We start from the raw sequence: 7,868 nt of genomic DNA, 5'->3' as shown, positions 1-7,868 counted from the left end.
GCTGATGGTGAAGCTGCCGAACACCGGCGATTGGCGCTGGCCGTTGAATTCGCGCGTGCTGTGGTAGCGCGCGGCAGCGAACTTCCAGCGGCCGTACATCACCGCCACGCCGTACCCGCCGTAGGCCACCACATGGCGCTTGTCCACGCTGTGGCTGTTGCGGAAGGTGTTGCCATCCAGCGTGATGTCGCGGATCACCCAGGCAGCGTCGGAGGTCGCGAACAGGTGCCAGGACCACCCGCTTGGGCGGCCGCCGCGGGTCGGCGCCGTGTTCTCACCTGCCGGGCGCAACGGCGTGCTGCCGAAGTCATCCGGCAGCTTCCAGCCGAAGCGCACTTCACCGCCCAAATTGGCCTTGGTTTCCAGGTTGCCGATCGACCCGCCGTAGTGGCTGATCGCGTCCCAACCCCAACCGTCGGCATTGACGCTGGCATCGCCCGGCCAGCGGCGCATGCGCTCATGGGTCAGCATGAACAGTGGTTCGTTGTGCAGCTGGTTGTCCCAACCCTTGAATTTCTCGTCGCCCAACACTTCATGCACGGCATTCTGCACCTGCTTGCCCTGCGCCCACGGGCCGACCACGCCCAGTGTCAGCTGGGTGGTCTGCAGGCGGTCGCCGCTGCGCGCATTGAAACCGAAGTTTGCGATCAGCACGCCGGCGTAAGGGCGGTCGTCCTCGATCAGGTCCCTGCGGCTGAAATCGGTTGGGGTGAAAATCCCCTGGCCGATGCTGAAGATCATGTTCTGCTGTTCGAACCTGCCCGGATGCAGCCCTTCCAGGTACCGGTTCACCCAGCGCGCCATGCGCGGCAGGCAGGGGTCGTCGGTGTAATCGACCAGATTGGGGGAGACCAGGGTCAACAGCGCACCGTTGGTATAGCCCTGATCCTGGTGGCGGCCGCCGAACAGGTCGTTGTCGACGCGGAAATTGACCTGAGGCGGATGGTCGCGCATCGCGTCCGGGCCACATTGTTCGGCCGCCTGGGCGGCAAGCGGGAGGGCAGCAGTCAGCAGGCCGTACAGGCCGAGGGCCGCAAGGCGGCGGTGGGAGGGGGGACTCATTGGGAGGGCTTTGTTCTGTCTGTCGTTATATGCCGCGACACGGTACTCGTGGGGACGTGACGGAACGAGCGCGTTCGAATCACTTGTCTGTTCCGAAAACGACATTGTCTCGTAAGGACAATCCTGAACCCTTCTGTAGCGGGCTTCGGGGCAATGACCAATGCTGAACGTCTGTTCAGCTGCAACGCAGCGACTCACCAGTGCGCCGTTTGACGTTGATGAATACTCTTGGGTTTGTTGCCCTGCGGCCCGATAATGGCTCCATGGAAATCAAGTCCGACAACCCCGACCACGGCTTCCAGTTCCCCGGCCAGTTCGAGCTCAGCGCCATGGGCCCGGCCAACCGCGGCCTGGAACATGAGCTCCCCCGCCTGCTGCTGGCTGCCGGCATCGATGTGGTCAACGAACGCATCAGCTGGAAGCACTCCTCCAACGGCAAGTACGTCTCCGTCCGCATCGTGTTCAAGGCCGAAAGCCGCGAGCAGTACGACCTGGCGCACCAGGCGCTGCGCGACCACCCGGAAGTGAAGTGGACGCTGTAGCCGACAGCTGCCCGGCCGAAGCCGCCCCGGAACACCGCGCGCCGCGTCCGGCGGTGGTCCGTGACCTCGGCCGCCAGGCCTACGAGCCGGTATGGCGCGCCATGCAGCGCTTCACCGACCAGCGCAGCGACAACGATGCCGACGAGCTGTGGGTGGTCGAGCACGACCCGGTGTTCACCCTGGGCCAGGCCGGCAAGGACGAGCATGTGCTGGCACCGGGTGAGATCCCGGTGCTGCACGTGGACCGAGGTGGCCAGGTGACCTACCACGGTCCCGGCCAGATCGTGGTCTATCCGCTGCTGCGCCTGCCGCGGCTGGGGATCGGGGTCCGCGACTACGTGTGCCGCATCGAGCAGGCCCTCATCGATACGCTGGCCGAGTGGAACATCGGTGCCGAACGCCGCGAGGGCGCCCCGGGCGTCTACGTTGGTGGTGCCAAGATCGCCGCGCTCGGCATCCGTGTGCGGCGCGGCTGCACCTTCCACGGGCTGGCCTTCAACGTGGCCATGGACCTGGAACCCTTCCACCGCATCAATCCCTGTGGCTATCAGGGGTTGCAGGTGACCTCGGTAGTAGACTTGGGCGGGCCCTCCGGCATGGAGGCCGTCAAGCCGGTACTGCTGGAGCACCTGGCCCGCCAGTTCGGCCTGCTGCTCCAGCCCACGCACGAACTGCCCGATCTTTCTGCGGCCGCCTGACCGCTCCCGGAACTGCCATGACTGAAACCACCGCCCGTTCCATTCCCCTGCAGATCGTGCAGGGCGACTCCCCATCCGCCGCGCCGTTGCAGGCCGGGGTCAAGCAGCTGGGCGGTGACAAGATCAACCGCTCGCCGGTGCAGTTCGCCGACGCGCCGGTGCTGCGCAAGCCGTCATGGATCCGCGTGCGCATTCCCTCGGGAAATGCCGTGCAGAACCTGAAGGCCAAGCTGCGCGAAAACCGCCTGGTTACCGTATGCGAGGAAGCCAGCTGCCCGAACATCCACGAATGCTTCGGCCATGGCACCGCCACCTTCATGATCCTCGGCGAGGTCTGCACCCGCCGCTGCTCGTTCTGCGACGTGGCCCACGGCCGCCCGAAGCCGCCGGATGCCAACGAACCGGCCAGCCTCGGCCAGACCGTGGCCGACATGGGCCTGAAGTACGTGGTGGTGACCAGCGTCGACCGCGACGACCTGCGCGACGGTGGTGCCCAGCACTTCGTCGACTGCATCACCGCCATCCGCGAAAAGTCGCCGGGAACCCGCATCGAGGTGCTGACGCCGGACTTCCGTGGCAAGGGCCGCATGGAGCGCGCGCTGGAGATCCTGGCGCAGAACCCGCCGGATGTGTTCAACCACAACATCGAAACCGTACCGGACCTGTACCGCAATGTGCGCCCGGGTGCGGACTACCAGTGGTCGCTGAACCTGCTGAAGAACTTCAAGGCGCAGCACCCGGGCGTGCCGACCAAGAGCGGCATCATGCTGGGCCTGGGCGAAGACTTCGAACAGATCAAGGCCACCATGCGCGACCTGCGCGCGCACGATGTGGACATGATCACCATCGGCCAGTACCTGCAGCCGACCGCGCATCACCACCCGGTGCTGAAGTACTGGACTCCCGAGGACTACAAGGCGCTGGAGGACTACGGCTACGAGCTGGGATTCAGCCACGTGGCCTCCGGCCCGATGGTGCGCTCGTCGTACCACGCCGACGTCCAGGCCAAGGGCGCCGGCATTTCCTGACACCCTGCCGGTGGGTGAGAGCTACTTCTCCTTGGGTGCGGACCGTTGGTCCGCACACCTCTGCCTGCCGTAGAGCCCAGCCCATGCTCGGCTGCTTGCTGCCGGCCAGCCGAGCATGGGCTCGGCTCTACATGCATTCACAATTTGCTACACCGGCCCGGCTAGGCTGGTTTTCCACCGAGCGCGGCCGGGTGACAAACCCGGCAACTTTCGGCACTGTCGTGGTGTCTTAACACCCCGCAGTCTCCCCCTTGGCAAGGCGCCTTCGAGCACGTCAATGAAATTCAAAGCCCCCGCATTCCTGATGGCCCTGGCGCTGGTGGCGCCGCTGGCGCTGGCGGCCAAGGCCGACTCGCCGGCATTGCCCGCTGCGGTAACCGCCGATCAGGTGACCACCTCCAAGCTGGTGTACGGCCTACTGTCCGACAGCCGTTATGCCTACCGCCCGCGCGCGCTGGACGAGGCCACGTCCAAGGACGTGTTCAAGCGCTACCTGGAGACGCTGGACGGAGGCAAGCAGTACTTCACCCAGGCCGACGTGGCGCGCTTTGCGCCGTTCGAAGCCAACATTTCCTCCGCCATTCGCGGCGGCGAGCTGGAGCCGGCATTCCAGGTGTTTGCGGTCTACAAGCAGCGCGTCGGCGAGCGCGTGGCCTACGCGCGCAAGCTGCTCAAGCAGGAACCGGACTTCACCACCGACGAGCGCTTCGAGTACGACCGCAAGAAGGTGCCGTGGGCCGCCAGCAGCGCCGAGCTGGATGAGCTGTGGCGCAAGTCGGTGAAGAATGACTGGCTGCGCCTTAAGCTGGCCGGCAAGAAGCCCGATGACATCCGCAAGACGCTGGACAAGCGCTATGCCACGCTTGAAAAGTCGGTCAACGAGCTGAAGGGCGAGGATGTCTTCCAGTTCTTCATGAACGCCTACACCAGCGCTGTCGATCCGCACACCGACTACTTCACCCCGCGCACCGCCGAGAACTTCAACCAGGCGATGTCGCTTTCGCTGGAAGGCATCGGTGCGCAGCTGCAGCGGCAGGACGACATGGTGGTCATCCGCGAGATCATTGCCGGTGGCCCGGCTGCAGTGGATGGCACGCTGAAGCCGGGTGACCGCATCGTCGGCGTCGGCCAGGGCAAGTCCGGCCTGGTCGAGGACGTGATCGGCTGGCGCATCGACGACGTCGTGGCCAAGATCCGCGGTGCCAAGGATACCCAGGTGAAGCTGGAATTCATTCCGGCCGCCGAGGGTGCCGACGGCAAGCACCACACCCTGGTGCTGACCCGCCAGAAGGTGCGCCTGGCCGAACAGGCCGCGAAGGGAGAGACCATGACCATCCCGGCCGCCAATGGCGAGCCGGCACGCAGGATCGGCGTGATCAAGCTGCCGACCTTCTACCAGGACTTCGAAGGCCGTCGCCGCAATGCGGCCGACTACGCCTCGGCCACCCGCGACGTGGCCAAGCTGCTGGCCGGCTTCAAGAACGACAAGCTGGACGGCGTGGTGCTGGACCTGCGCAACAACGGCGGCGGTTCGCTGGATGAAGCCATCGAACTGACCGGCCTGTTCATCGAGCAGGGCCCGGTGGTGCAGGTGCGCGAGTCTGGTGGCCGCGTCACCGTCAACAGCGACCGCAACCAGAGCGTGGCGTGGGATGGCCCGCTGGCGGTGCTGATCAACCGCGGTTCGGCCTCGGCCTCGGAAATTTTCGCTGGTGCCATCCAGGACTACGGTCGTGGCCTGGTGATCGGTGAAACCAGCTTCGGCAAGGGCACCGTTCAGAACATCGTCGACCTCGACCGTTGGCCGAGCGGCGAGACCCAGCGCTTTGGCCAGGTCAAGCTGACCATCGCCCAGTTCTTCCGCATCAGCGGCAGCAGCACCCAGCACAAGGGCGTGGTGCCCGACCTGGCCTTCCCGGCCAGTGTCGACGCCACCGAGTTCGGCGAGAGCACCTACGACAACGCCTTGCCGTGGACCCGCATCGCCGCCGTGCCGCACACCCAGTACGGCAACTTCGCGCCGCTGCTGCCGAAGCTGGAAACCCGCCACGACGCACGCATCGCCACCGACAAGGAGTTCCAGTGGTGGAACGAGGACGTGGAACAGTTCCGCACCGAGGCGGCCAAGAAGTACATCTCGCTCAACGAGGCCACCCGCCGCGCCGAGCGTGAGCGCCAGGACGCCCAGCGCAAGGAACGCCAGCTGCAGCGCAAGGAGCTGGGCCTGGCCCTGGACCCGCTGGCCGATGACAGCAGCGATGACGGCCTGACGGGCAACGAGCGCGACATCGTCAAGGACGCCGCGCGCGAGAAGGCGGCCGAGAAGCGCCCGGACCCGCTGCTGCGCGAGTCGGCGTCCATCCTGGCCGATGCGGTGAACCTGCTTGCCAACGACCGCCCGCTGTCGGCACAGGTGCTGCCGCAGTCGACCGGCGCCGGTCGCTGGGCGGACTGAGCCGGACACGGCATGTGATACCCGAGGGCCGGCATTGCCGGCCCTTCTGCTTGAAAAGGAGATGGAGGGGATTACGTCGCTTGTGCCACGAACGACTTGATCCCCTCCGTCCCTTTTTTCGTGCATGAACCGGCTGCAAACGGGGCCGCCTGACGCGGGTGCTTTCGACCTGCCGCACACAGCAACGGGGCTACCCTTGCCGGTACCGTCCTCGCAGGAGCACCCATGCGGTCCTCCCTCGTTTCCAGTGCTGTTGTGGCGCTTGGCAGCGCCCTGATCCTGTCGGCCTGTGGTGGCCGTGCCGCCGACAGCACGCTGCTGCGCGAATCCTTCGATTCGGGCGACACGTTCTCGCGTACCGTCGATGGCCGCCCCGGCGATGCCTGTGAAGCGGCGCGGCGCACCCTGCTCAGCCAGGGGTACGCCATCGCCCGTGCCGATGACGCACAGGTGGAAGGCAACAAGAACTTCCAGCCGCGCGAAGACGACCATGAGCAGCTGGTGCTGCGCATCTCCTGTGCGCCCCGGGGCGACCAGGCGTTGGTGTTCGTAAGCGCCGTGCAGGACCGTTATGCGTTGAAGAAGAGCCCGACGTCCGCCAGTGTCGGCGTCGGTGCACTGGGCTCGGTGTCACTGCCGTTCGGCAGCAATGACGATTCGCTGGTGAAAGTGGCGAGCAGCACGGTTACCGACGCCGATTTCTATCGCCGTTTCTTCCAGCGCCTGCAGCAGTACCTGCCACAGGCTGCGGGCACGCCACCGCCGCCACCACCCGCAGCAGTTCCTGAGCCCGCGCCGGTCCGCACGGACCAAGGGTGAACGTGCACGGCTGGCTGATGGGCGCGGCCCTGTTGCTCGCGCCTGTGATGGGCGTGGCGGCCACAGCCGGCGACTGCGCCCAGGGGCTGCTGCTGCGGCTGGGCTGGCGCTTCGACGAGGCCGCGCTGAAGGAGCCGCAGGTGCATGGTGGTGCGGTGTGCACCCGTGCGTCGCTGGCCGAGGCGCAGGCAGCAGGCGATCTGCACGTGCGCTGGCCGGCGCACATGCCCGCTGCTGCACGCCAGGCGCTGCTGCAGCAGTTGCTGGACGATCCGGCCACGATCTGCGCCTATGCGTTCCAGCTGGGGGCGGCCACGCAACGCGCCGCATCGGCATTGCAGGCCAACACCCGCTTCCGCTTCTTCGGCCTGCAGATGGGCTGGATCGGTTTCGGCCTGCAGGGCCCGCGCGCTCAAGGCTGGCAGCGTACGCACAGTCTTGGCCGCGGTTTCGTTCCCAGCGCGGGCAACAGCAAGGCGCTGCAGGCGTTCTACAACGGCGCCGTGCGTGCCGAATGCGGTGTCGGCCGCCAGGTCGCGCAGCTGGCCACCCAGCGCGAGCTGTATGGCGATGCTGCCTTCGATACGGAGTTCTCTGCGGATGAGCTGTCGATCGGCACCTTTCTCGCCCTGCATGGGACCGACAGCATCCTGCTTGGCGCGCATGCCGGCGATTTCTTCGCCGATGGCAAGGCAGTGCGTACCTCGGCGATGGGGCGCCAGGCGTTCGTCGGTGTGCCTGGTTTCATCGAGCATGCATACGACAAGGCCACGCTGGACGACCTGAGCAACCAGGCCGAGAACTTCGTGGTGGTCGACGTGGGCGAGGACGCTGCGCGGGCGCTGGCCACGCATGGCGGCCTGGCCTGGTACGACCAGCGCAACGTCGAACTATGGAAACTCGCGCAGGACATCCCGCGCACCGGCCAGCGCTACTTCGAACGCCTGCTGTTCGAGCGCGACCCTGAGGTGCGCGCGGCGCTTGCGCCGCGCTACCACGCCACGCTGGCACGCATGGACCGCCTGCTGGACGATCCGTTCTACCAGCAGTTCGTGATCTATGTGCATCCGCGCGGTATACGTCCCATCGGCTACCACATCGCCCGCCTGCTCGACCGCAACCCGCGAACCCCCTTTTCGATCGACCTGGCGGTGCACAATCTGCATACCACGCTCTACCGGCGTTGGCGCGAGGCGCAGCTGCGCCACTGCGCGGCTACCGGCAGGCCAGGCAGCCTGACCCTAGACCCCAACTGAAGGTGAAA

General features: G+C 66.3%; 7 protein-coding genes. 6 read left to right on the top strand and 1 reads right to left on the bottom strand.

Features of this window, described 5'->3' with window-relative positions; all coding sequences use genetic code 11:
• A partial coding sequence (locus N5C25_RS09370) for a lipid A deacylase LpxR family protein (RefSeq protein WP_279936848.1) occupies positions 1-1,062 on the bottom strand: 1,062 nt, incomplete at its 3' end.
• A 263-nt stretch (positions 1,063-1,325) separates the two neighbouring features.
• On the opposite strand from N5C25_RS09370, the gene N5C25_RS09365 reads away from it, so the two are divergent.
• The 6 genes from N5C25_RS09365 to N5C25_RS09340 all read left to right on the top strand — a co-directional run bounded on the left by N5C25_RS09365 (position 1,326) and on the right by N5C25_RS09340 (position 7,860).
• Entirely contained in the window at positions 1,326-1,604 is a 279-nt protein-coding gene (locus N5C25_RS09365) for a YbeD family protein (protein WP_005411067.1), read from the top strand.
• Positions 1,592-2,302, top strand: a complete 711-nt coding sequence (gene lipB, locus N5C25_RS09360) for a lipoyl(octanoyl) transferase LipB (RefSeq protein WP_019660675.1) — start codon at positions 1,592-1,594, stop codon at positions 2,300-2,302. Before N5C25_RS09365 ends, lipB begins: the two co-directional genes overlap by 13 nt.
• A gap of 17 nt (positions 2,303-2,319) precedes the next feature.
• Entirely contained in the window at positions 2,320-3,330 is a 1,011-nt protein-coding gene (lipA, locus tag N5C25_RS09355; RefSeq protein WP_019660674.1) for a lipoyl synthase, read from the top strand.
• Positions 3,331-3,607: 277 nt separating this feature from the next.
• Complete coding sequence (locus N5C25_RS09350; RefSeq protein ID WP_279936847.1) at positions 3,608-5,785, top strand: carboxy terminal-processing peptidase; 2,178 nt, start codon at positions 3,608-3,610, stop codon at positions 5,783-5,785.
• Between the two features lie 225 nt (positions 5,786-6,010).
• Positions 6,011-6,604: a DUF2242 domain-containing protein gene (locus tag N5C25_RS09345; RefSeq protein WP_019660672.1), complete on the top strand. Its 594-nt coding sequence runs from the start codon at positions 6,011-6,013 to the stop codon at positions 6,602-6,604.
• Positions 6,605-6,621: 17 nt separating this feature from the next.
• Entirely contained in the window at positions 6,622-7,860 is a 1,239-nt protein-coding gene (locus N5C25_RS09340) for a hypothetical protein (protein WP_279936849.1), read from the top strand.
• Positions 7,861-7,868: the final 8 nt, after the last annotated feature.

The organism is Stenotrophomonas sp. GD03958, from assembly GCF_029839005.1.
Taxonomy (GTDB): domain Bacteria; phylum Pseudomonadota; class Gammaproteobacteria; order Xanthomonadales; family Xanthomonadaceae; genus Stenotrophomonas; species Stenotrophomonas hibiscicola.
This window is presented reverse-complemented; position numbering and strand designations above follow the sequence as displayed.